General features: G+C 63.0%; 20 protein-coding genes. 10 read left to right on the top strand and 10 right to left on the bottom strand.

Features of this window, described 5'->3' with window-relative positions:
* The first annotated feature begins 51 nt into the window (after positions 1-51).
* Both IB262_RS31290 and IB262_RS31285 read left to right on the top strand, forming a co-directional pair.
* Positions 52-3,708 carry a FecR domain-containing protein gene (locus IB262_RS31290; protein ID WP_192494216.1) on the top strand — a complete coding sequence of 1,219 codons (3,657 nt, stop codon included), beginning with the start codon at positions 52-54 and terminating at the stop codon, positions 3,706-3,708.
* Complete coding sequence (locus IB262_RS31285) at positions 3,708-5,714, top strand: CHASE2 domain-containing protein (RefSeq protein WP_192494215.1); 2,007 nt, start codon at positions 3,708-3,710, stop codon at positions 5,712-5,714. Before IB262_RS31290 ends, IB262_RS31285 begins: the two co-directional genes overlap by 1 nt.
* A 22-nt stretch (positions 5,715-5,736) precedes the next feature.
* Here the strand turns inward: IB262_RS31285 and IB262_RS31280 are convergent, their stop codons facing one another.
* The 6 genes from IB262_RS31280 to IB262_RS31255 form a co-directional block, all read right to left on the bottom strand.
* A complete protein-coding gene (locus IB262_RS31280) occupies positions 5,737-6,453 on the bottom strand; it encodes an ABC transporter ATP-binding protein (RefSeq protein ID WP_060583617.1) in 717 nt (238 codons plus the stop codon).
* Positions 6,434-7,198, bottom strand: a complete 765-nt coding sequence (locus IB262_RS31275) for an ABC transporter ATP-binding protein (protein ID WP_060529554.1) — start codon at positions 7,196-7,198, stop codon at positions 6,434-6,436. Before IB262_RS31275 ends, IB262_RS31280 begins: the two co-directional genes overlap by 20 nt.
* Positions 7,198-8,196, bottom strand: a complete 999-nt coding sequence (locus IB262_RS31270; protein WP_034800115.1) for a branched-chain amino acid ABC transporter permease — start codon at positions 8,194-8,196, stop codon at positions 7,198-7,200. Before IB262_RS31270 ends, IB262_RS31275 begins: the two co-directional genes overlap by 1 nt.
* Positions 8,197-8,198: 2 nt before the next feature.
* Positions 8,199-9,065 carry a branched-chain amino acid ABC transporter permease gene (locus tag IB262_RS31265; protein ID WP_034800070.1) on the bottom strand — a complete coding sequence of 289 codons (867 nt, stop codon included), beginning with the start codon at positions 9,063-9,065 and terminating at the stop codon, positions 8,199-8,201.
* A gap of 175 nt (positions 9,066-9,240) precedes the next feature.
* Positions 9,241-10,413: an ABC transporter substrate-binding protein gene (locus tag IB262_RS31260; RefSeq protein WP_192494214.1), complete on the bottom strand. Its 1,173-nt coding sequence runs from the start codon at positions 10,411-10,413 to the stop codon at positions 9,241-9,243.
* Positions 10,414-10,717: 304 nt separating this feature from the next.
* Positions 10,718-12,562 carry a phospholipase D-like domain-containing protein gene (locus IB262_RS31255; RefSeq protein WP_192494213.1) on the bottom strand — a complete coding sequence of 615 codons (1,845 nt, stop codon included), beginning with the start codon at positions 12,560-12,562 and terminating at the stop codon, positions 10,718-10,720.
* 245 nt (positions 12,563-12,807) lie between these two features.
* Between IB262_RS31255 and IB262_RS31250 the strand changes: the two genes are divergently transcribed.
* From IB262_RS31250 to IB262_RS31230, 5 genes are all read left to right on the top strand, one after another.
* A complete protein-coding gene (locus tag IB262_RS31250; RefSeq protein ID WP_192494212.1) occupies positions 12,808-13,611 on the top strand; it encodes a DUF899 domain-containing protein in 804 nt (267 codons plus the stop codon).
* The gene (locus IB262_RS31245; protein WP_034800066.1) at positions 13,608-13,871 is read left to right on the top strand and encodes a hypothetical protein; all 264 of its coding nucleotides are present in this window, start codon (positions 13,608-13,610) and stop codon (positions 13,869-13,871) included. The genes IB262_RS31250 and IB262_RS31245 overlap by 4 nt, the downstream gene beginning before the upstream one ends.
* A gap of 306 nt (positions 13,872-14,177) precedes the next feature.
* Positions 14,178-14,534: a hypothetical protein gene (locus IB262_RS31240; protein ID WP_143034323.1), complete on the top strand. Its 357-nt coding sequence runs from the start codon at positions 14,178-14,180 to the stop codon at positions 14,532-14,534.
* Positions 14,535-14,689: 155 nt separating this feature from the next.
* Positions 14,690-15,010 carry a FliM/FliN family flagellar motor switch protein gene (locus tag IB262_RS31235; RefSeq protein WP_051659531.1) on the top strand — a complete coding sequence of 107 codons (321 nt, stop codon included), beginning with the start codon at positions 14,690-14,692 and terminating at the stop codon, positions 15,008-15,010.
* A gap of 104 nt (positions 15,011-15,114) precedes the next feature.
* Positions 15,115-15,882: a 3-hydroxyacyl-CoA dehydrogenase gene (locus IB262_RS31230; RefSeq protein ID WP_034800064.1), complete on the top strand. Its 768-nt coding sequence runs from the start codon at positions 15,115-15,117 to the stop codon at positions 15,880-15,882.
* Between the two features lie 61 nt (positions 15,883-15,943).
* On the opposite strand, the gene IB262_RS31225 is transcribed toward IB262_RS31230, so the two are convergent.
* Positions 15,944-16,555, bottom strand: coding sequence for a metalloregulator ArsR/SmtB family transcription factor (locus IB262_RS31225; RefSeq protein WP_034800063.1), 612 nt, complete (start codon positions 16,553-16,555; stop codon positions 15,944-15,946).
* A 164-nt stretch (positions 16,556-16,719) separates the two neighbouring features.
* Between IB262_RS31225 and IB262_RS31220 the strand changes: the two genes are divergently transcribed.
* The 3 genes from IB262_RS31220 to IB262_RS31210 all read left to right on the top strand — a co-directional run bounded on the left by IB262_RS31220 (position 16,720) and on the right by IB262_RS31210 (position 18,430).
* Positions 16,720-17,328, top strand: a complete 609-nt coding sequence (locus IB262_RS31220; RefSeq protein WP_060520511.1) for a superoxide dismutase — start codon at positions 16,720-16,722, stop codon at positions 17,326-17,328.
* 150 nt (positions 17,329-17,478) lie between these two features.
* Positions 17,479-18,072 (top strand): flavin reductase family protein, encoded by a 594-nt coding sequence (locus tag IB262_RS31215; RefSeq protein WP_063979538.1) that lies wholly within the window; start codon positions 17,479-17,481, stop codon positions 18,070-18,072.
* A gap of 25 nt (positions 18,073-18,097) precedes the next feature.
* A complete protein-coding gene (locus tag IB262_RS31210) occupies positions 18,098-18,430 on the top strand; it encodes a tetratricopeptide repeat protein (RefSeq protein WP_034800062.1) in 333 nt (110 codons plus the stop codon).
* A 64-nt stretch (positions 18,431-18,494) separates the two neighbouring features.
* On the opposite strand, the gene IB262_RS31205 is transcribed toward IB262_RS31210, so the two are convergent.
* The 3 genes from IB262_RS31205 to IB262_RS31195 form a co-directional block, all read right to left on the bottom strand.
* On the bottom strand, positions 18,495-19,775 hold the full coding sequence (locus IB262_RS31205; RefSeq protein WP_192494211.1) for a TRAP transporter large permease: 1,281 nt from the start codon (positions 19,773-19,775) through the stop codon (positions 18,495-18,497).
* Positions 19,776-20,297 carry a TRAP transporter small permease gene (locus tag IB262_RS31200; protein ID WP_060520510.1) on the bottom strand — a complete coding sequence of 174 codons (522 nt, stop codon included), beginning with the start codon at positions 20,295-20,297 and terminating at the stop codon, positions 19,776-19,778.
* Positions 20,298-20,376: 79 nt separating this feature from the next.
* Positions 20,377-21,354 (bottom strand): TRAP transporter substrate-binding protein, encoded by a 978-nt coding sequence (locus IB262_RS31195; RefSeq protein WP_060520509.1) that lies wholly within the window; start codon positions 21,352-21,354, stop codon positions 20,377-20,379.
* Positions 21,355-21,419 lie beyond the last annotated feature (65 nt).

Genomic DNA, 21,419 nt, shown 5'->3' with positions numbered 1-21,419 from the left:
ATCCTGATCGAAATTCACTGAATCCACGGTGGGACGGAGACGGGAACGAAGATGGGGCGGCATCAGCTTCGGGGACTGCTTGCGACAGTGGCAATCCTCTGTCCAAGCGCAGGCTTGGCAGAACCGGTTCAAAGAACACCGCCCGTGGCCGGATCGGTGATTGCCCGAAAATCCGGTGAGGAAGTGCGCTTCGTCGACGTTTCGAGCTGGCGCTTCGTCGATCTCGCACAGGACCTTTTGTCCGGCGATATCCTGCGCACCAATGCGACCGGGGCGCTGGCGGTGCTTTTCTCCGACCACACCCAGATCCGGCTCGGCCGCAACACGGCGTTGCGCGTCAAACGGATGGGCACAGGCAGCGATACCAATCTCGAACTGCAGTCAGGCACGATCTGGGCACGGGCGGAGCGTGGCGGCCAGGGCCTGACGATCGACACGCCGGCGGCAACCGCTGCCATTCGTGGCACCGATTGGACCCTGACGGTCGCCGGCGACACGACCTCGCTGACCGTGCTTGAAGGCGTGGTCGAACTCGCCAACGAACTTGGAAGCGTCACCGTGAAGCAGGGTGAAGGCGCCGTTGCCGCGATCGGGAAAGCGCCGACCAAGATCGTGATCGTGACGCCGAAGGACCGCGAACAGATGCTCTTCCATCTGTCTTTACGCGACGCCTTCGCGCTCATGCCGTCAACCCCGCTTAAGGTGCGCGACATGCGCGATGAGCGCGAACGGATCGAAGCCCGGCCGGAAGCGTCGCGCTCGGCCGAAGATTGGCTGACACTCGCCGAAATCCAACTGCGGTTCGACGGGCGAGCCCAGGCCACAGCCGCCCTTCAACAGGCTCGACGCCTCGGCCTCAATCGATCTCAAGCCGCGCGCGCCTATCTCGTCGAAGCGCTGATTGCCGGTTCTGAAAACCGCTACGGCGATGCGGCACAGCTGTTCGAAAAGGCAACCCCCGGGCTCGATGCCGACCGCCGCTCCGTCGCGGCCTTCGGCGGCTATTTCGCACGCGCTCTCGCCGACCCGGACCGGATCGAGCAGCCGCCGTCTCAGGCAACAGGTGCCTATGGCGCCTTCGCTGCGGCCTGGACCGCGGGCTTTCGCACCGATATCCGCGCAGCGATCGAAACGATCAAGAAGGCGGAAAGGCGATATCCGGACGATCCGTTCCTCCCAGCGGCCCGCGCGCAATTTGCAATGCTGCTCGACGATCGAGACGAAACGCGCGCCGGTATCCAAAAGGCGCTTGCGAACGATCCCGACGACCCGACCGCACTGGAATCGCGCGCCAAGTACCGCTTGCTCATTGAAAACGATCGAATAGGCGCGCTGGCGGATCTCGAGCGTGCCTTGGAAATCACGCCGGGCGACCCGTCTCTCTGGAACTGGGTGGGCCTGGCAAAAAGCGAGCGGGGCGACAATCGCGGCGCCGAGAGAGCATTCCAGAAGGCCGTGGAACTCGATCCGGCCGATCCGCTTTACCACGCCAACCTGGCCTATCAGTACCTCGATGAAATGCGGCTTGCGGAAGCAAAGCGCGAGATCGATACGGCACTCGCGATCGATCCTTCCTTCGACCTCGTGCTCGTCGCCCGCGGTCGGTACCATTTGCAGAACGGCAACCTGGACAAGGCGATCGACGACCTCTTGGCCGGTTCGACGGCCAACCCCGCCTATTCCAACGCGCAATTGCTGCTCTCGGCGGCGCATTATGAAAAGGGAGACCGCCTTCCGGCGGCACAGGCCCTCGACAATGCCGACCGGCTCGACCCGAACGACCCCGTTGTCGCGACCGTGCGGACCGCGATTGCGATCGACGAATACGATTCCGATGCGGCGATCCGCTACGCGCAGGAACTGATGCGGCGGACGCGGGCGCGCGGCGGCGAAAGTGCTCCGCTCGGCGCCAACCAGGATGCCGGATCGACGCTCAACGACGCCTTCCGCCTGCAAGGCCTGAACGCCTGGGGGCAATATTACGGCGATGTGGTCTTCGATCCGTTCACGGGATCGAGCTATGTCGACCAGGCGATCCGCGGCAGCGTCAATCCGCTGTTCAACACCTATGATTTCGATGGCAGCCCCGTCGTCAACACCGCCAATCCGCAGAGCTTCTCCGCCTTCTTCCAGGGGCTGCTGATCGAGCCGCACATGCTGGCAAGCCGCGAGCGCACGGCCAATCTCGTCCAACGGCCGTTCTTCGAGGCCGCGGTCGCAGGCGGCATCATCGCCGACAGCGACCATGAGGGCGGGATCGGCGAAGCGGAACTGCGCGGGCTGACGTTCTCGCCCTTCCCGATCAGCGTCTACGGCAATCTGCATTGGGAGAAGCCGCGCGATACGATCGATATCGGCAATGGCCTGGCGATCGAGCGTGAAGCACGCCTGCTTGGCGGCAATGGCTATGTGACAGCCTCCCCGACGCCGGATGACAGGGTCGTGGCCTATGCCAACTACGGGGATCTTGATGATAAACGCAGTATTTTCGATATCCCGCCTCCGCCTCTCATCCCCTTCAATCTCGATGGGATAAACGACAACGACTCGACGCGCCTTTTGTCGGGGGTGGCATGGAGCCACACCTTCGGCTACCGCAACATCGCCAATGCCGCGTTCTTCTTCTCCGATGAGAACAGCACGGACAACGAGCGGGTTCGCTTTTCGGACATCAGATTTCCCGACCTTGCCACGAGCCGAAACGAGGACAAGCAGAGAACATATATCGCCGCCATCAATCACCTTTACGGTGACGGCGATTTCACCTGGCGCTACGGCGTCGAAGGCGGTGTGGTAAAGTCATCGAGCGCGTTCGACATTTTTGACCCGCTGGGCGTCAGCACCGGCAGCAGCAATGCGCCCGTCATCGCGTCCGGTTCGACGTCCGCCACACAGACCGTCGCCAAGGCTTACATCGACACGATCTACGAAATCACGCCGGACCTGAAGACGGAAGGCGCCCTCTTTGCCCGCTATATCGAAGGCGTCAACGACGGCGATGTCAGGCTCGAACCGAAAATCGGCATCGCCTGGGCGCCGTCCGAAGGGCATTGGCTGCGGGCGGCAGCCATGCGCGATGGCCTCAACTTCGACGTCGCCACCCTTGCGCCGATCGGCATCGTCGGGCTGCAGCCGAACCAGCTGCGCTTCGGCGCCGAAGGCTATGCCGATACGCTGGCGCTGCGTTGGGACGCGGAGTGGAACAGCTGGTTCTTCACCGCGCTCGACTACCAGCACCAGGAGGTGCGGCAACTCGCGCTCGACATTCCGCTTTCGACCACCGGCCTTGCGTATGCCAAGGTCGGGCTCGACCGGGTTGCGGCAACGGCGAACTTTGCCATCGGCCACGGCTTCGGCCTCTCCCTGACCGCGGCCCACACGGAAGCCGACGTTAAGGAACACACCGGCAGCCAGCCCGGCGAACTGCTGTTCGTGCCCGAAAACACCGGCCAAGCGGCGCTGACTTGGGTCAGCACGGCGAACGTCAAGACGACCGTTGCCGCCAACTATGTCGGTTCACGACCCGGCGGGTTAAAGACGCTCGACGACTTCTGGACGCTCGACGCCGCCTTGCAATGGGAACCGTTCGACAAGCAGATCGAGGTCGATTTGGCAGCCTTCAATCTGCTCGATGAAGATTTCGAGCTGGGCAATGGCCTGCCGGGTTGGGGACGAACGTTCAAAGGCACGATCAAAGTGCGGTTCTGATGGAGGAGCGCGTCGCCGTGCAGGCATCGAGCGGTCGGTCCGGACAATGGGACAGCCCCCGCTTCCTGCAACGGCGGTTGAAACTTCTTGCGCTTGCGGTTTTCGTCGCCATCGCGCTGTCGCTGGCGACCTTGACCAATGCCTGGCGGCTGAACGAGTTGCGCAGCTTCGACTACTTGTCGACTATCGACGGCCCGCCGCTGCCCGAGGACAGCCCGATCATCGTCGCGATCGACGAACCGTCGATGGCCGAAATCGGGCGCCAATGGCCCTGGCCGCGCGCCCTGCATGCGCGCCTCATCGAGGCGCTGCGCAAGGCCGGCGCACGCGCCATCGGCATCGACGTGATTTTCGCTGAACCTTCGGCCGATGCCGCCAACGACGAGGCGCTGGAAAAGGCGCTCGGCGCGGACGTGGTTCTTGCCGGAGACCAGACGCTGGTGGAGGCGCCCCAGGCCGACCAGTTCGTGCGCACCGAGCCGCTCGCCCGCTTCATCGCAAAGGGCGCCTGGACCGGGATCGCCTCCGTCAGCCTCAGCGGCGACGGAACGTTGCGCGCCGTTCCCGACTATCCGGACGGATTTGCCGCCGTGCTCGCGGCAATCGCCGGCGCAAAATCGCACGCACCGCCAAAGGACGCGCTGATCCAGGTCTTCGGACCGGCGCGGACCTATCCCACCGTCTCCTATTACCAGGCGCTCGATCCCGACAATTTCCTGCCAGAAGGCATGTTCGAGGACCGCGTCGTGCTCGTCGGCCTCAGCCTGCAAAATGCGCCATCGATCGCCGATGGCGGGGCCGATGCCTTCACGACATCGGATACCGTACATTCGAACAAGCTCGTTTCCGGCGTCGAGATGCAGGCTACCATCTACGACAATCTGGCCCATGAGCTTTTCATTCAGCGCGCTGCAAGACCGTATGTGGTTGCCGCCATTGCGCTGGCCGCGATGCTTGCGGCCTTTTCGGTGCTGCGGACGACCGGCTGGCGCACGCTTGCCTATGGCGCCGTCGCCATCGGCCTGATCATCGCCGCCAGCTATGCCGCGATGCGTCTTGGCCACGTCTTTCTGTCGCCGCTTGGGCCTGGGCTTGCGTTCCTTGCCGTGACTGCCGGCCAGGCCGGGCTCGACTATGCGGAGGAACGCAAGAAGCGCCGCGAAATCACCCGCGCCTTCCAGCAGTACCTCTCCCCTGCCCTTGTCGAGCGCCTGGCGAAAGACCCGTCACACCTGAGGCTCGGCGGTGAGCGGCGCACGCTGTCGATCCTCTTTTGCGACATCCGGGGCTTCACCACTATCGCCGAGGAAATGAAGGAGGACCCGGAGCGTTTGACGGCACTGGTCAACCGGCTGCTGACGCCGCTTTCGGAAGCCGTTCTCGAACAGGGCGGTACGATCGACAAATATATCGGCGACTGCCTGATGGCCTTCTGGAACGCGCCGCTCGACGACCCCGACCATGCCGTGCATGCAGTCGGGGCGGCGCTCGACATGCTTGCGCGGCTTGAACGGGTGAACCGGGAACTCGAAAGCGAGGCGAAACGGGAACGCCGACCGGCCCAAACCTTGAGGATCGGCATCGGCATCAACACCGGCGAATGCGTCGTCGGCAACATGGGCTCGCACCAGCGGTTCGACTATTCGGCCCTTGGCGACGCCGTCAATCTGGCCTCGCGCCTCGAAGGCGCATCGAAGGACTACGGCATCTCCCTGCTCCTCGGCGAGGAGACCGCGCGTCTCGTCGAAAAGACCTTCCCGATCGCCGAACTCGATCGCATCACCGTCAAGGGCCGCACCGCCGTGTCGCCGGTCTTCACCGTCGCCATCGGCGCCAAGAAGGACGCGATCGAACGCCACCAAGCCTTCGTACAGGCCAAATATGACGGCACGCTTCGAGCTCATGACGCGGTGTTCGACCAGTTGAAGAGCGCCCTGCCGCCACTCGCGCGCTACTACGAAAGAGAGCGTTCCCGTCTCGATACGTCGCGACGGGAACCGAAGTGAGCAGCCACAACCGACCGCGTGGTCAGTGGAGCCCGCCGACGCCGAGCAGCCGCTCGACGGCATCGTGATCTCCCGCCAGCGCTTCCGGCGTTCCGGTCCAGGCGATCCGGCCGCGTTCGAGCACGATCACCCGGTCGGCAAAGTCGAGCGCGCTCTGAATGCGCTGTTCGACCAAGACGATCGTCATGTCGCCGGTCTTTGCCAGTTCGGCAAACGCCTTCATCAGCTCTTCGCAGATAACGGGGGCCAGGCCCTCCAGCGGTTCGTCGAGCAACAGGATCGACGGACGGCCGAGGATGGAGCGTGCCGTCGACAGCATCTGCTGTTCGCCGCCTGAGAGCTGGCTGCCGAGATTGCGCCGGCGCTCGAAGAGACGCGGGAACATGTCGTAGGCTTCCTGGATCGCACTTTTCGGGCGGTTCTTGAGGCCGACGAACAGGTTCTCCTCCACGGTCAGCGTCGGGAAGACGCAGCGCGCCTGCGGCACGAAGCCGAGCCCCTGCATGGCGCGGGCAGCACTTGGCAACACGGTCACGTCCGTCCCGCCCATGCGGATGCGCCCGTCATAACGTCGCGTCTGGCCGGCAAGCGTTGCAAGCAGGGTCGTCTTGCCCATGCCGTTGCGACCGAGAACGGCAAGCCGGGCACCTGCCGGAACTGCAAAGGACACGCCTTCGAGCACCCGCGTCGGCCCATAGCCGGCGGACAGGTTTTCCACCTCAAGCGGCGTGGCTGGCATTGGCATAGCTCCCCAGATAGGCTTCCCGCACGCGCGGATCCTTCGTCACGTCAGACGGCGAACCGTCGAAGATGATCGCGCCGGCGGCCAGCACGACGACGCGCTTGGCAAAGCGGAAGACGAGATCCATGTCGTGCTCAATCATCAAGACGGCGAGATCGGCTGGCAGGTCGGCCAGTGCCTGCTCGATCCGGCCGGTGTCGCTCTGCGGCACGCCGGCGGCGGGCTCGTCGAGCAGCAGCACCCGCGGCTTCAGCGCCAGCGCAACGGCGATCTCCAGCAAGCGTTGCTGACCGTAGGCGATCTCGCTCACCTTGCGGTGCATCAGTTCCCGAAGCCCGAGCTTGCCGAGAAGGTCTGCCACCTCGGCCATGACGTCCGGCATGCCCAGAAAATTGCCGAACAGACGACCGGCGCGGCCAGTGCGTTGCAGGACAGCGAGCGCAACATGTTCGGAAGGTGTCATATCGGCAAAGAGCCGCGTCACCTGAAACGAGCGAACGAGTCCCCTTCGCACCCGACCGATGGCGTCGATACCGGTCACCACCTCGCCACCGATACGCACCTCGCCGGAATCCGGCTTGAGATTGCCGGTCACGAGATTGACGAACGTCGTCTTGCCGGCGCCGTTCGGCCCAATCAGCGCGACCCGGTCGCCCGGCGCCATGCTGAGGCTGACGTCATTGGTGACCGCGAGCCCGCCGAAGGCGCGCTTCAAGTTGCGGACTTCGAAGATCGGCTGCATCACTGTGCCTCCTTGCGGCGGGCAAAGAACGCAGCCGCGGTGCCATAGATGCCCTTCGGCGCGAAAAGCACGACGGCGATCAACAGCGCGCCCACCATCGTCAGCCAGTGGAAGGGATTGGCCGCCGAGACCACGTCCTCGAAAAACATGAAGACGACAGTGCCAGTCAGCGCGCCGAAGAGAGAGCCGGTACCCCCGAGCACCAGCATGACGAGGCTTTCCGCCGACATCGTAAAGGAGAGGCTGTCGAGCCCGACGACCTGGGTGGAGATCGCATTCAGCGCGCCGCCGACGCCGGCAACGGCACCGGAGATGACATACATTTTCGTGAGCGCGAACTTCGGCGACGCCCCCATCGAGCGGATGCGGACAGGGTCTTCCTTGATGCCGCGGCACAACATGCCGAAGGGCGAGCGCACGATCAGTCGCAGCACGACGAAGACGATGGCAAGCAGCGCCACGCCGAAGACATAGGCCGTGCGGCCCCAGAGATCGAACTCGTAGAGTCCGAGAAGTGCCGTCGGCGCAATGCCGGAGAGCCCGTCGCTGCCACCGGTCCAGGAGGAGGCCTTGTTGGCGAACTCGTGGAAGAGATGGATGAGCGCGATCGACAGCACCAGTTGCGGCAGCCCGTGCGCACGCAGGATGACGACCCCGCAGATAAGTCCCGCCACCGCCCCGGCAACAATGCCGAAGGCCAGCATCGCCAGCGGATCGTTGATGCCGTAATGCGCCGAGGCGATGCCCGCGGCATAGGCGCCGGCGCCGAAGAGGGCCGCGTGCCCGAGCGTCGCGACACCGCAATAGCCGGTGACGAGATCGAGCGACAGCACCAACAGAGCGGCTGCGATGATCCGGGTCAGAAGAGCCAGATTGTTGGGAAAGAGGAAGTAGCCGACCACCGCGACCAGCAGGATAACGGCCAGACCTATGAGGTCCCCACCGCCAAACCGTCGGCGCACCGGAGCGGTCGCGATCAAGTCGTTCGTCGTCGTCATGGTCATCCCTTGGCCCTCCCGGCGAGCCCGCGCGGGAACACGCAGATGATCGCGATCACGGCCAGATAGAAGAAGAATTCACCGAATTCCGGCATGAGATAACGGCCGGTCGTATCGATCGCGCCGAGCAGCAGGCAGGCAACGAGCGCGCCCGGGATAGACCCGGCGCCGCCGACGGAGACGACGACCAGGAACGTCACCATGTAACGCAACGCGTAATAGGGTTCGACCGGAAGAAGTTCCGCCCCCACCACGCCGCCGAAGGCGGCAAGTCCGACGGCAACCGCAAAGCTCACCGCATAGACGATTTCCGTGCGCACACCGAGGGCGGCCGCCATTGCCGCGTTGTCAACCGAGGCCCGCAGCTTGACGCCGAAGGCGGTCTTTTCGATCGCGTACCAGAGACCGGCTGCAACCACGAGGCCGCAGACGATCGCAAAGATGCGATGGGTGGCGATTGCCCGGAAGCCGAGGTCGACGGATCCCTGCAATTCGCCAGGCAGCGGCACCGTCTTCAGCGTCGGGCCGAAGACATAGTTGGCGATGCCGATGATGCAGAATGTGATACCAATGGTCATCAGCACCTGGGTCAGTTCCGGTGCGCCGTAGATCCGCCTATAGAGCAGCCGCTCGATCGGCACGGCGATGATGATGGTGCCGAAGACCGCGAGCAGCACGGCAAAGCCGTAGGCAAGACCCAAATCGCGCGCTGCATAGGAGGCGATGTAACCGCCGATCATGGCAAAGGCGCCATGCGCCAGGTTGACCACGCGCATCAGGCCCATGGTGACCGAAAGGCCGATGGAGATGACGAAGAGCACCATGCCATAGGCAAGGGCGTCGATCGCAATGCTGAGGACGGTTTGCATGGGGCTATCCGTTGCCCTTTCTTCCAAATTTGGCTGCGCCGGATTCGGTGCGCACTATGCGCGGAGCGGCAGTCAGGCGCCAGCATTCGCGGCGCCGCAGGCGCGCCGGTCGCTCAAAAGCAACCGGTCAACGCATCATCAGTGTCGGTGGGCGCTCAGCACCCGCCCAAGTCGACTACTTCAGCGCAGCGAGACCGGGGTCGTCCTGCTTCTCGAAGGTCTGGATTTCCTTGTTGTAATAGGTGCCGTCATCGGCCTTCGCGACCTCGCGCAGATAGATGTTCTGGGTGATGTGACGCGATTCCGGATCGATCGTCACCGGACCACGCGGGCTGACCCAAGAGAGGCCTTTCACGGCTTCCACGGCCTTGGCCGCATCCTGCTCGCCGCCGGTCGCCTCGATCATCTTGTAAATCACATGCATGCCGTCATAGGCTCCGACCGAGGGGAACGAGAGTTCCGCCGGGTTGCCGATCGCCTTGCTCGCCGCTTCGACAAAGGCCTTGTTCTCCGGCGAGTCGTGCGAGACGGCGTAGTGGAAGGTCGTCTGAATGCCGAGCGCCGCCTCACCGAGAGCAGGCAAATCGGATTCCTGCGTGAGGTCGCCGGGCGCAAAGAACTTGATGCCGCCGTCCTTCAGGCCGTTTTCCTTGAAGGCCTTGACGAAGCCGAGCGTCGTCGGGCCGGACGGCAGGAAGGCGAAGACGCCTTCCGCGCCCGAATCCTTGATGCGCTGCATGATTGGGGAAAAGTCGTTGGTCGCAAGCGGCATGCGGATCGCTTCGACCACCTGGCCGCCGGCCGCTTCGAAGCCCGTCTTGAAGGCGTTCTCGGCGTCCACGCCCGGGCCGTAGTCGCTGACGACGGAGATCACCTTGGAAACACCCGCGTCCTTGGCAACCTTGGCGATCGGCGTTGAGGTCTGCCAGGTGGTGAACGAGGTGCGCACGACGAGCGGGCTTTTGGTGACGATCGCCGAGGTCGCCGCGTTCATGATGACGAGCGGCACATGCGCCTGGGTGAGCAGCGGCGTGACCGCCATGGCATCCGGGGTGAAGTAGAAGCCGGCGAGGTACTGCACGCCTTCCTTGACCACCAGTTCCTGAGCCAGCGCCTTTGACTGGGCGGGATCGGCCTGCGGCACGTCGCGGTAGATGATCTCGATATCGTCGTCGCCGACCTTGCTGCCGTTCAGCGCCATATAGGCGTCGATGCCAGCCTTGAAGTTCTTGCCCTGCAGCGCGAAGGGGCCGGAGAACGGTCCGACGACACCGATCTTGATCGTGTCGGCATAGGCAGCACTGCTCATTGCCAAAGCCGCAACCGCAGCCAGAATCATCCGCTTCATATTTCCTCCCTGAGATGCCGGCCACTCCCGAGCCCGCATCCTCGTCGCAAACGACTGTCGATTTGATGGTTGTCAGCTTGCCATGCCAAACGGTGATGTAAAAATGAAATATGGGGTGCCAATCATAATTTAGGGGTTATGTTTTGACACAGGCAGCGCGCCTCGGCCAGCCGAGTGCACCGAAATCCCCAGCCCATGACACGCACCTTCCGGTGCCCGCGCCAGCCCACTGCGGTCAACAGGGAGCAACAAACGACACGGTGGCGGCGCGATCGCGGGTTCGGGGCGTATCGCCGCCGCTAACCTAGATCGGCGGCAGATTTTCCGGCTGCGCCATGTCGATGAAGACCTGAACGCGTTTGGCTCGCAGCTTGCCGGGCTTGTACTTCTTCAGCCACTCGCCAGTTTCATCGAGGAACAGACTGGCCGCGGCTCCCTCGGATGTCCCCACGCGCGCCGCCTTGTCCCGGTCGGACTTCTTCTTTGCTGTCGCCTCCCGGACAGAGCGGAAATAATAGTGGTTGAACAGCCGATTGAACTCCGTGAAGTAGATGTCGGCCGCGCGCCGATCGCCACGGATGAGCAGCATGTTCTCGTCGTTGTCGTTGGTCGACGCGTCCGAGAAGTTCGCCGAACCGGTGACGACCATTGGATCCGCGCCAAGGGGATCGGCGAGCAGAAACTTGGAATGCACATAGGCGACGTGATTGTTGAGCCCGAGCGCCCGCGCATTGGTTTCCCGCGCCCACTGATAGACCGGATCGCGCAGATAGGATCCCCAGGCCTGATAGACGTTCTGTCGCGCCGTCAGCGGAATGAACGGGTTCTTCGCCTTGGCCTTAGGCTGGTCGCGCTTTTCCAGGAGGAGGAAGAGCACCGGATGCACGCCGGACTGGGCACTATTGTCGAGAAACGCCTGCTTGAAGCGATCGTTGATCCCGAAGGCGAGTGTCACGCCGCCATAGGACCGCGCCTCGTCCAGCGCCCTCACATACATATCCAGAACGGCGCTTCCGGCACGCGGACTGAAGATCGAGGTCACGCCGCTTGAAACATCCGCGGGCGCATGCGGCACCTCGGCAAGGTCAGAGACCGCGTTGCGAAAGGCTTTTCGCTTTGACCTGCTCGCGGCAGGATTGTCGGTTTTTGCCGCACCAGGGTCGCCGGCAAGCAGTGTCCAGTATGTTTCAAATGCCTTGGCGAGATCGGCGTCGCGGACCCAATGCCCGACATTGGTCTGGCCATGCACGCCGCCCATCGACAGGTTCGTCGAGCCTGTCCAAACCTGCGGCTTTCGGCCCGGATCCTTGGGGAGCAGCACCATGAACTTGTTGTGCTGTATGTCGGCGGGATTGTTCTCCCGCCACCGCGCGATCGCCGCCTTCGGAAGCCCTACGGTGCGGACGATTTCCTTGTTCTCCTCGCGCGGAAAGCTCTCGTGGAACTTGCCCTTCTTGTCGGTATAGGCATTTTCCTTCGCGTCGAGCACGAGCCTCACGGCGACGCCGCGCTCGAAGGCGGCCTTCAGCCTTTCCACGACGGGGCGATATCTGAATTCATAGAAGCAGCCGAGCAGCGTGTCCCCCGCTTCCGCCTGGTCGATGAAACTCAGCAGTGCTTCGTCAAGGTCCCGGCTCAGCCACTGCAGCGCCTCGAGCGTCTTTTCCGGCGTTTCCAGCTTGTCCGGCGGCTTGTTTCCGAAACGGCGTCGGTAGGCCTGGCTGCTCGCGACACCGCGGTTGAAGAAAACGTCGTGCGTCTCCTCACTGAAGAGCGGTTCGGTTTTGATACCGATTCTGATGGCAGGTGCTGACCGGTCGATGTTCTTCGCCATACCCGTCAGCGGATGGAAGTAATAGTCGTAACGCCGACCGGGTTTGGCCGTGAAGTCATCCCAGACGAAACTCTGAACGGGATGGTCGTAGGTCAGAACGACGGTATCCTCATTGGGATGGGAGATCACCGTTTCGAAGACCTTGAAGCCATACATGTAGTACCGCTCGCCTTCCGTTGGATCATGCCGCTCGACCGCAAAACCGAGAAGCCCCGCGGTGTCGGCGTTGCGATAGTCTATCGCGAACGAAACCGTATTGACCCCCGACACGGCGAAGACCTTGTACCCGCCAACCGGATCCGAAACGAAATGCATGCCGTCCTCCCGCGCGTGGTTGCGACAAACATACTCGCTCAACTTCGAGGAATTAAAACAGCGACAACTAAAAAGGAGCTTGATCGGCGAACTCCCGCGCTGCTGCCCAGTCGCAACGGTTCCGGCTCGAAAACACCGCCACACTTGTTACTCCCGCCGATCCTCTTGCGGTGTCAAGCTGCTCAGGACTGCAAGGCATCGGCCTTGCGTTGAGAAGCTTTGCTGAAACGAGGAGACACAGCACCATGACCCAGACGATCGAGAAACGCGAGAACGGACGCGCGGACGCCCAGCCGACGATGCAGAAGCCGCCGGTGGTTTCGGTGCAGGCATGGGAAGCGGCCCGGCAGGAAATGCTGGTAAAGGAAAAGGCGCACACCCGCGCCCGCGATGCGTTGGCCGCCGAGCGTCGGCGGATGCCCTGGATGGCCGTGACCAAGAACTACGTGTTCGAGGGCTCCGACGGCAAGGCGAGCCTGCTTGACCTCTTTGCCGGCCGGCGCCAGTTGATCGTCTACCGCGCCTTCTACGAACCGGGCGTGCATGGCTGGCCCGATCACGGCTGCCGGGGCTGCTCGATGGTCGCTGATCAGGTTGCCCATCTGTCGCACCTTAACGCCCGTGACACGACCCTGGTCTTTGCCTCGCGCGCCCCGCAGGCGGATATTGCCAGGCTGAAGGCACGGATGGGCTGGACCATGCCCTGGTACACCATCACCGACAGCTTCGATGCTGATTTCGACGTGGGCGAGTGGCACGGCCACAATGTCTTCTTCCGCGACGGCGAAGAGCTGTTTCGCACCTACCTCGTCAACAGCCGCGGCGACGAACAGATGGGTAGCACCTGGAACTATCTCGACATCACCCCGCTCGGCCGACAGGAAGTGTGGGAGGATTCGCCGGCCGGATATCCGCAGACCCCGACCTACAAGTGGTGGAACTGGAACGACAGCTACGTCGAAGGCGCTGCCCCCGACAAAAGATGGGTCGAAGTATCGGATGCCGGCGAGGCCGCGATGCGCGCCTCCGACACGAGCGCGAAGCCATGAGCATCGGCGCCCGCTCCGGTGAGCGCGACGGGCGGGCGCCCTCCCTCGCCCGTTTGGTAGCTGCGGGGTTGGCGCTTGCCGCCGCCCCCACCTTCGCGCTGATGGCGGTTCTTTCCAACATGGGAACCGCCGGGGCCGATCCGATGCTGTGTAGCGGCGCCGGACAAACAGTGATCGGCGGGATGACCGCCATGTATCTGCTGATGGGCGCCTTTCACCTTCAGCCCTGGCTGAAACTGATCGACATCAGAAAGGGCTGAGGGATCGGCCTCGCCCCCGGCGCCTGTCAGTTGCGGGCGTCGGGAGCTGAAAAATCATCCGGCGACATGCTATTGTCGCACGGCACGCAAAAGATGTGGAAACGCCGATGGGCATATGTCCCTGAAATCGGCGAGTGGGCATGCTGTCGATTTGGAGAAGCAAGTGACTTCTCAGCTTGAAGTACGGAACGGTTCCACTAGGTAGGTTTGGCAAGATCTCCGGCACTTGTATCGGCGGGAGAAATCAGTCGCTTTCCACCTGTGGCCGGATCCGTTCGGAAAATACAGCGAATCAGGAAGTTGACCTTGAGTGTTGCCGCCTCTCAACCGAACCCGACACGTTTCAAGAGCCGCCCGTTGCCTTTGGCGGGCGCCCTGCTGCTTTTCGTTACAGCCGCTGCGGCATCGCTCTACTATTTGAGTGGAGCGAAAGAGCCTTCGTCGGAGATCGCAGCGATTGCCCCGGCTGTGACCGGCGCTGAAGTCGACGCCGCGATGATGCAGTCGCCGAATTTCCAGATCCTGTTCAGTGACGGCGATCGCGGGCTGATGGTCTACGAGGGTTACGTCTATGTCGTGCGACTCGGCGACAAATTGCCGAATGGCCGCCGCATGATCGGATTCCAAAAACGGGACGGAAACTGGGCTGCGGTGACGCTTTGACAGCTTTCACCGCCTCCGAATTGTGGATGTTAACGCTTTGTTAACGCTCGCTTGCAAGGCACGGGGAACCCCCATTTAGCCACGGTTGCTACCCAGGGCGAACTGGCGCAACTCTTTGTTAAAGAGTCGTGAATCAGTGCTTTGGATGGTGCAGAATGATTAACAAGAAGCTACAGGATGAGCTGGTCGAGCTCGACGAAAGCCCTGCGTTCGAAGGCCGTTCTGTCATGAGCGAGCGCGCAGTCCAGGGAATTCCTCTCGCGATCGAAGCGGTGATCGGGCGCGCCAAGCTGACGGTGTCGCAGATCTCGAAACTCCATCAGGACGACACGATCCATCTCGATCGCAACTTCGGCGAACCGGTGGAACTCAAGGTCAACGGCATGGTGATCGGCCGCGGCGAAATCGTGTTCGACGAAGCCACCAACGCCATCGGCATCAAGATCATCGAAATCTCCCCGATCGGCGCCCAATAGGCTCCGACGCGTAAGGCCGCCGTCGTCAGCGGAACTTGGCTTCCACAGCCAGCAAGGCTATGTCGATAGTTCAACGACACGATCCGGTACGGGAGGAGCCTCATATGCTGATCGATGGAAAAGTCTTTATCGTTACCGGTGGCGGTTCGGGTCTGGGTGCGGCCGTCGCGCGGCAGCTGCATGGCGAGGGTGCCCGCGTGGTTCTCGCCGACGTCAACGCCGCAGCCGGCCAGCAGATGGCCGAGGAGCTTGGCGGCAACGCGCTCTTCCAGAAGACGGATGTCACCAGTGAGGCCGATGGCGCCGCCGCAGTAGCAGCGGCTCTCGATCGCTTCGGACATCTGCACGGCCTGGTGAACTGCGCCGGCATCGCGCCGGGGGAAAAGGTGCTCGGGCGCGACGGTCCGCACCGGCTTGAAAGCTTTTCGCGCGCGGTCGCGATCAACCTCATCGGCACCTTCAACATGCTGCGGCTCGCCTCAGAGGCGATCCAGCGGGAAGAGCCCGGCGAGGATGGTGAGCGCGGGGTGATCGTCAATACCGCATCGGTCGCCGCCTTCGATGGCCAGATCGGCCAGGCGGCCTATGCCGCTTCCAAGGGCGGCGTCGTCTCGATGACCCTGCCGATTGCGCGCGAACTCGCGCGCCACGGCATTCGCGTCGTCGCCATTGCGCCGGGCATCTTCGAAACACCGATGATGGCCGGCATGCCGCAGGAAGTGCAGGATTCGCTCGGCAAGAGCGTGCCCTTCCCGCAGCGCCTTGGCAAACCGGACGAATTCGCGGCACTCGTGCAGCACATCTGCGAAAACCGCATGCTGAACGGCGAAGTCATCCGCCTCGACGGCGCCCTGCGCATGGGCGCGCGCTGACACGATCGGAGCTGGTGGCGCCCGACGACCGGGCGCGTGCCAGAGCGTTCCTTTGGCACGATCAGGCGGCCCGGTCGGCCGACTTGACCACATAGGCACAACGTCGCGCGCCGGCCAGAATGTGCTCGGCGCGCTCGACCTCGACACCGGGGCCGAGCACCGCCCGAAACACGCTCAATTCTGCCCTGCAGAAGCCCTGGCAGTTGGTCGCGGCGGCACAGATCGGACAATGGTTCTCGACGAACAGCAGCGTGCCGTCGCCCGGATCCTCGCAGGCGGCCATATAGCCTTCCTGTGACCGCAATCGAACGAGCACGTCCACCCGTTCGCGCAGGCTCTCTTTCTCCACCATCGCCGCACGATAGTTCTGGCGCGTCTCGTCCTCACGCGCGGCGATCAGCCGGTCGATCGCGTCCTCGCCAAGCGTCTGCCGGATGGTGCGCAACAACTGGACGGTCAGCTCTGCATGCGTATCGGGAAACTCCGCGTGGCCGGCAGCCGTCAGCCCCCAGAACTGCGACGGACGACCGACGCCTTTTGCCTCGGACCACGACGTGGCCAGCCCCTCCTCGGCGAGACGCACCAACTGCTGGCGCACGGCCTCGCCGGTGATCGCCAGACGTTTGCCGAGCGCTGTCGCGGTCTGCGGTCCGTGTAGCTTGAGTGCAAGCATGATGCGCTCGCCCGGGGTGCGGCCGGCGCTTTGCTCTGGATTTAACAAGGGATCGCTTGACATATTCCCGCGCGCAGATTTACAAAGAATTGTCTTGCTAAATACACTCTCCTCCGTTCGCAGACAAGTGATCCGAGAGTGCCCCGCCCGCAAAGGATTTGACCATGGCCTTCGAACTTCCCGCCCTTCCCTACGCCGCCGCAGCACTTGCCGAAAACGGCATGAGCGCCGAGACGATCGAGTTTCACCACGGCAAGCATCACCAGGCCTATGTCACGGCGCTCAACGGCTTCGTCGAGAAGGACGCCTCGCTTGCAGGCCTGTCCCTGGAAGAGATCATTCGCCTCAGCCACGGCAAGGCGGAACTCGCCCCGGTCTTCAACAATGCCGGCCAGCACTGGAACCACATCCTGTTCTGGAACAACCTTTCGCCGAAGGGCGGTCAGATCCCCGGCGTGCTCGATAAGAAGATCACCGAAGATTTCGGCAGCGTCGCTGCCTTCAAGGATGCCTTCAAGGCAGCCGCCACCGGCCAGTTCGGTTCGGGCTGGGCCTGGCTGGTGCTCGGCCAGGACGGCAAGCTGAAGGTGACGAAGACCGCCAATGGCTCCAACCCGGTTGCCACCAATGAAGGCAAGGCGCTGCTCGGCCTCGATGTCTGGGAGCACGCCTATTACATCGACTACCGCAATCGTCGCCCGGACTACGCGTCGAACTTCCTCGACAAGCTTGCCAACTATGAGTTTGCCGAAGCGGAACTCAAGTCCGCCTGACCGACTGAAGGCGGTGCGGGCTGGAAAGAGTTCGCGAGCCGATCGGTCGAAGAGTTGCAGCAGCCGCTCGCCCCCGCCTGAGCTCAGGCTTCTGCAAATCCCGTGGCGTCTCCCCGCCGCCACGGGCTATTTCATCTCGGAACGAGCCCCATGCGCCAGACACCTCCGCCCTCCCTCGCCATCGACGCCCATGCCGACCTGGCGGTGTCGAAACCGGAGTTCGCCGACACCCTGTCGCATCTCGCCGCCACCGTCTGCGTGGCGAGCGCCGGCAATGGCCCCGACAGTCTCGGCCGGACGGTGACGGCGACCTTCTCGCTCTCTGCCAACCCGCCGTCGATCGTCATTTCGATCAAGGCGGACAGTCCGCTTGCCGCGCTGATCGCCGCCGAGCGAGGGTTTTCGCTCGCCATGCTGGCTGAGGGCCAGGAGCTGATCGCAGATGCCTTTGCCGGCAAGATCGAAGCGTCGAAGCGCTATCTCGTCGGCATATGGGCTGAGTGGCCGAGCGGACGGCCAAGGCTGCTCGGCGCGGCTGCCACGCTCGACTGCCTGCTCAGCGCTTCGATCGAGGTGGGCGACCATATGCTGTTCGTGGGAACAATTGTCGCAACCCAGACGTCTGCTCATGCCGACCCCTTGATCTGGGGCCGCCGCCGGTATCAGTCTCTCGACAGGACGAGATCGCTGACGCTGGCGAGCAATGGGCATGCGCCCCTTACCCCAAGCAAGCCTGCGGCCTGAACCGGCGATCGCGGAGGAGGAAGCCATGCGGCAAGTGCTCGAAAAGCTCTTACAGGACGGAAAGGACGACGCCCTTTTGCGGTTCACGCTCGGCAGCATCTGCCTCCAGGAGGCGGACTTCGATACCGCCTTGGCCCATGTGGAGCGGGCGATCGCCTTCGACCCGGACTATTCGGCAGCATGGAAACTGCGTGGCGCAATCCTCCTCAAGCTGGGCCGCCACCAGGAGGCAATTCAGGTCTGGCGCGAAGGCCGTACGGTCGCCGAGCGGAAGGGCGATCTGCAGGCAGCAAAGGAAATCGGCGTCTTCCTGAAACGCCTGGAGCGGCAGTGTCTCGCCGCCAACGGGAACGAGTAGCCAGCCCTGAAAAAGGCCGGGCCCGGCGGATATACCGAGCCCGGAGATATCGCGAACGATCAGTTCACTTGAAAACCGAAGGCAGCCACAGCGACAGCGCCGGTATGTAGGTGACCGCCATCAGCACTGCGATGCTGGCGCCGAAGAACGGCCAGATCGTGCGCATCGCCTCGCGGATGGATATCCCGCCGACGGCGCAGCCGACGAAGAGTACGGTTCCGACCGGCGGCGTGTTGAGGCCGATGCCGGCATTGAGGATCATCACCACACCGAAATGCACCGGATCGATGCCGAAGGCCTTGACCACGGGCAACAGCACTGGCGTGCAGATGATCACCATCGGCGCCATGTCCATGAAGGTGCCGAGGATCAAAAGGATGATGTTGATGACGAGCAGCACGATGATCGGGTTTTCCGAGATCGCGCCGATCGCACTGATCATCAATGCCTGCACCTGAAGGAACGCCATCAGCCAGCCGAAGGACGCCGCCATGCCGATGACGAGCAGCACCATGGCCGTCGTGCGCACCGCCCCCATCACCGCCTCGACGAAGCCCGTCCAATCCAGCTCGCGATAAACAAGCATGGCGACGAGGAAGGCATAGAGCACGGCAATGCACGAGCTTTCCGTGGCGGTGAAGACGCCGGAGCGCACGCCGCCGAAGATGATGCCGATCAGCACGATGCCGGGGAACGAGGCGAGCAGATAGTAGAAGACCTTGGCAAAGCCCGGAAACGGTTCGGACGGATAGCCCCGGCGCCTGGCAACGACATAGGCCGTCACCATCAGCGCAAGCGCGAGCAAGAGCCCCGGGATGATGCCGGCGGTAAAGAGATCGGCAACCGAAACATTACCGCCGGCGGCGATCGAATAGAGGATCATGTTGTGCGACGGCGGAACCATCAGCGCGATAATCGCCGCATTGACGGTGACGTTGACGGCATAGTCGCGGTCGTAGCCGCGCTTGGCCATCTGCGGGATCATCAGACCGCCGACCGCAGAGGCGTCAGCCACCGCCGAGCCGGAGATGCCTCCGAAGAGCGTCGAGGCGACGATATTGACCTGGCCGAGGCCGCCGCGCAGGTGGCCGACGAGGCCGGCGGCAAACTGGATCAGCCGGTTGGCGATGCCGCCGCGCACCATCAGGTCACCGGCAAAGATGAAGAACGGGATCGCCATCATGGCAAAGACGTTCATGCCCGAATTCAGCTGCTGGAACACCACCACCGGCGGCAGGCCGAGATAGAGCACGGTCGCGAACGAAGCGATGCCGAGGCAGAAGGCGATCGGCGTGCCGATGAGCATCAGGAGGGTGAAGACCCCAAAGAGGATAGTGTGAGCCATTCAGGCCATCTCCTGCACGACGACATCGGCTGCGAGTTCGACGCCGAGAAACTGGTCGATAAATCGCTCCGCGGCAAAAAGGGCGATCATGGCGCCACCGACGATCAGCGGGAAAAAGTCGACGCCGCCGGGCCATCCGAGAACCGGAATGGTCGCCGTCCAGGTGCCGGCCGAAAGGAGCAGGCCGTAATAGGCCATCGCTAAGCCGAACACGACGATCAGCCCGAGGCTCGCCAGATCCATGGCAAGCTGCACCGACGGCTTCATCACGTGTCGGACGACATCGAGGCCGAGATGCACGCTTTCGCGTACGCCGACGGCGGCGCCGAGCATGATGAACCAGGCCATGAGATGAAGAGCCAAGGGCTCCGACCAGCTCGGAGAGTCGTTGAGCACGTAGCGGGCAAAGACCTGCCAGCCGACGATCAGGGTCATGGCGACCATGCCGATGCCGGCGATGTAGAGCGAAGCGCGGCTCAGCGCGCCTAGAAGCGGACGTATCGTCCGCATGAAACGACGCATGTTTCTTCCTCCTCCGCAAAGGCGATCCGGTAAACAGTTGAAAAGGCCGGCCCCGATCCCGGAGCCGGCCTCACCGCTGTCACTTGACCGCCTTTACCCTTTCGAGAAGGTCCTTCAGCTTCGGGTCGCTGACGAACTGGTCGTAGACCGGCCCCATCGCGGCTGCGAACTCCTCCTTGTTGACCTTGATCACGTTCGCACCGGCAGCGCGGACCTTCTCCTCGGAAGCCTTTTCGCGCGCGCTCCAAAGCTCGCGCATCTTGCCGACGCTGTCCTTGGCCGCTTGGCGAAGCAGCGTCTGATCCTCAGGCGAGAGCTTGTCCCAGCTCGTCTTGGAAATGACGAGGATTTCCGGATTGAGCGAATGTTCGGTCAGAGAATAGTTCTTGGCCACCTCGAAATGGCGGGCAGATTCGTAGGACGGCCAGTTGTTCTCGGCACCATCGACGACGCCCGTCTCGAGCGAGGAGTAGACCTCGCCCATCGGCATCGGCGTCGGGTTGGCGCCGAAGGCCTGCATCATCGCGATCCAGAGATCGGATTGCTGCACGCGGATCTTCAGGCCTTTCAGGTCAGCCAGTTTCTCGATCGGCTTCTTGGTCGTGTAGAAGGAGCGCGCGCCGCTATCGTAGAAGGCAAGACCGATCAAGCCATGCGGTTCGAACGCTGCGAGGATTTCGTCGCCGATCGGGCCGTCGACCGTGTTGTGCATATGTTCCGTCGAGCGGAACAGGAAAGGCATGCCGAGGACCATCGTCTCCTTGACGAGGTTGTTGAAGGGTGCTGCGTTGACGCGGTTCATGTCGATGACGCCGAAGCGGGTCTGTTCGATCGTGTCCTTCTCGCCGCCGAGAACGCCGTTGTTCATGACCTCGATCTTGATTCGGCCGTTGGTGCGCTCGGAGAGCAATTGCCCCATGTATTTGACCGCATCGACCGTCGGGTAGCCATCCGGATGGATGTCTGCCGAACGCAGGGTGATTTCCTGCGCCTGCGCCGCTGTGCCGGCAAACGCCAGCCCCATGGCGACGCAAAGCATGCTTGCAATTTTCTTCATGTTTTCCTCCTCCTCTAGTCGTGCTTCGGCCTCTCCCAAGACCGGGTTGCTGCCCATCCGGGCCG

It is taken from the genome of Ensifer sp. ENS02, assembly GCF_014851885.1.
Classification (GTDB): domain Bacteria; phylum Pseudomonadota; class Alphaproteobacteria; order Rhizobiales; family Rhizobiaceae; genus Ensifer; species Ensifer adhaerens.
The sequence above is the reverse complement of the archived record's forward strand: the minus strand, read 5'-3'. Positions and strand labels throughout refer to the sequence as shown.

Coding starts and splice junctions, on each gene's coding strand:
- IB262_RS31195 (WP_060520509.1), bottom strand. CDS start 21,354: ATGAAGAAAATTGCAAGCATGCTTTGCGTCGCCATGGGGCTGGCGTTT.
- IB262_RS31220 (WP_060520511.1), top strand. CDS start 16,720: ATGGCCTTCGAACTTCCCGCCCTTCCCTACGCCGCCGCAGCACTTGCC.
- IB262_RS31260 (WP_192494214.1), bottom strand. CDS start 10,413: ATGAAGCGGATGATTCTGGCTGCGGTTGCGGCTTTGGCAATGAGCAGT.
- IB262_RS31270 (WP_034800115.1), bottom strand. CDS start 8,196: ATGACGACGACGAACGACTTGATCGCGACCGCTCCGGTGCGCCGACGG.
- IB262_RS31230 (WP_034800064.1), top strand. CDS start 15,115: ATGCTGATCGATGGAAAAGTCTTTATCGTTACCGGTGGCGGTTCGGGT.
- IB262_RS31205 (WP_192494211.1), bottom strand. CDS start 19,775: ATGGCTCACACTATCCTCTTTGGGGTCTTCACCCTCCTGATGCTCATC.
- IB262_RS31235 (WP_051659531.1), top strand. CDS start 14,690: ATGATTAACAAGAAGCTACAGGATGAGCTGGTCGAGCTCGACGAAAGC.
- IB262_RS31290 (WP_192494216.1), top strand. CDS start 52: ATGGGGCGGCATCAGCTTCGGGGACTGCTTGCGACAGTGGCAATCCTC.
- IB262_RS31275 (WP_060529554.1), bottom strand. CDS start 7,198: ATGCAGCCGATCTTCGAAGTCCGCAACTTGAAGCGCGCCTTCGGCGGG.
- IB262_RS31280 (WP_060583617.1), bottom strand. CDS start 6,453: ATGCCAGCCACGCCGCTTGAGGTGGAAAACCTGTCCGCCGGCTATGGG.
- IB262_RS31210 (WP_034800062.1), top strand. CDS start 18,098: ATGCGGCAAGTGCTCGAAAAGCTCTTACAGGACGGAAAGGACGACGCC.
- IB262_RS31250 (WP_192494212.1), top strand. CDS start 12,808: ATGACCCAGACGATCGAGAAACGCGAGAACGGACGCGCGGACGCCCAG.
- IB262_RS31255 (WP_192494213.1), bottom strand. CDS start 12,562: ATGCATTTCGTTTCGGATCCGGTTGGCGGGTACAAGGTCTTCGCCGTG.
- IB262_RS31200 (WP_060520510.1), bottom strand. CDS start 20,297: ATGCGTCGTTTCATGCGGACGATACGTCCGCTTCTAGGCGCGCTGAGC.
- IB262_RS31225 (WP_034800063.1), bottom strand. CDS start 16,555: ATGCTTGCACTCAAGCTACACGGACCGCAGACCGCGACAGCGCTCGGC.
- IB262_RS31245 (WP_034800066.1), top strand. CDS start 13,608: ATGAGCATCGGCGCCCGCTCCGGTGAGCGCGACGGGCGGGCGCCCTCC.
- IB262_RS31215 (WP_063979538.1), top strand. CDS start 17,479: ATGCGCCAGACACCTCCGCCCTCCCTCGCCATCGACGCCCATGCCGAC.
- IB262_RS31265 (WP_034800070.1), bottom strand. CDS start 9,065: ATGCAAACCGTCCTCAGCATTGCGATCGACGCCCTTGCCTATGGCATG.
- IB262_RS31285 (WP_192494215.1), top strand. CDS start 3,708: ATGGAGGAGCGCGTCGCCGTGCAGGCATCGAGCGGTCGGTCCGGACAA.